Below are 1,271 nucleotides of genomic sequence, written 5' to 3' on the forward strand. Positions count from 1 at the left end.
AGGCCGCGGGGTGCACCCCGGTTTCCCTCGGCACACGCACGCTGCGGGCCGAAAAGGCGGGAAAGAGCGCGGGGCCGGCAGCGATGACGGTGCCGCTCGTTTCGGGCCGCTCCTCCGGCGTCCAGCCCTCCACCCGCGCCCCGGCCTCCCGCAGCAGGACCAGACCGGCTGCGATATCCCAGGGTTGCAGCCGTCGCTCCCAGAAGCCGTCGAGGCGCCCGGCGGCCACGTAGGCAAGGTCCAGCGCCGCTGCACCCAGGCGCCGCACACCGGCGCAGGCGGGCATCAGCCGCGCAAGATCGGCCGCATGGTCATCGATATGCGGCATGTCACCGAAGGGGATCCCCGTCCCGAAAAGCGCCGACGCCATGACGCCGCCCGCTGCGACGGCAATGGGCGACCCGTTCAGCGTGGCGCCGCAGCCCCGGGTCGCGGCAAAGGTCTCACCGCGCAGCGGATCATGAACCACGCCGAGCGACAGCGCACCCTCCTCCTCAAGAGCCACGGATACGGCCCAGTGACCGAGGCCGTGGAGAAAGTTCGTGGTGCCATCGAGGGGGTCGACAATCCAGCGCCGCGCGCCACCCGCCGCCGCCCCAGTCTCCTCGCCGAGCCAGCCGTCGTCGGGCCGGGCACAGGCGAACCCGCGGCGCAGCCAGGCCTCGGCCTCGCGGTCCGCCTCGGAGACGAAATCACCGGCGCCCTTGGCCGTCACCGTCAGCGAAGCGCGCTCAGCCCAGTGCGCGAGCAGCAATTCGCCGGCCTCCCGGGCGAGGCGCAGCGCCAGCGCCAGATCCTCCGCCACTGCGGCGTCAGTCACGGGACACCACGCAGTCGAGAACGCAGGCGATCTGCTGCACCGTCTCGCTCCAGCCCGGCAGCGCCGCGCCCGCCGCCGCGGAGGCCGCCGCCATGGTGGCGCGGCGCCGTGGATCATCGAGCAACTGCGCGAGCGCCGCGGCAAAGGCCGCCGGATCATTCACGGGAACGAGAAGCCCGGCGCCGGGCGCAACGGTGTCGGGCACGGCGCCCGTCCTACAGGACACAATGGGCAGACCCACGGTCATGGCCTCGTCGAAGACCATGCCGTGGCCCTCGTAGCGCGTGGCGAGAGCGAACAGACTGGCCTGGCGGTAGAGTTCCGCAAGTTCTGCGGCGGCTACGCGCCCGGCCAGGCGGACCCGGCCGGAGAGGTCGAGCTCTGCCTCCAGCCGCACGAGACCATCCCGGTAGTCAGCATCGCGCCCGGCGCCCGCAAGAACCGCCTGCCA

At 72.6% G+C, this 1,271-nt stretch carries 2 protein-coding genes; both read right to left on the reverse strand.

Annotation, left to right across the window (positions count from 1 at the left end):
- A partial coding sequence (locus tag HRUBRA_RS14525; protein WP_168139657.1) for an inositol monophosphatase family protein occupies nt 1-820 on the reverse strand: 820 nt, incomplete at its 3' end.
- The coding region (locus HRUBRA_RS14530; protein WP_144244495.1) for a glycosyltransferase family 4 protein at nt 813-1,271 on the reverse strand (459 nt) is incomplete at its 5' end. The genes HRUBRA_RS14525 and HRUBRA_RS14530, both read right to left, overlap by 8 nt.

The sequence above is a fragment of the Pseudohaliea rubra DSM 19751 genome, assembly GCF_000764025.1.
In the GTDB taxonomy this organism is placed as follows: Bacteria; Pseudomonadota; Gammaproteobacteria; order Pseudomonadales; family Halieaceae; genus Pseudohaliea; species Pseudohaliea rubra.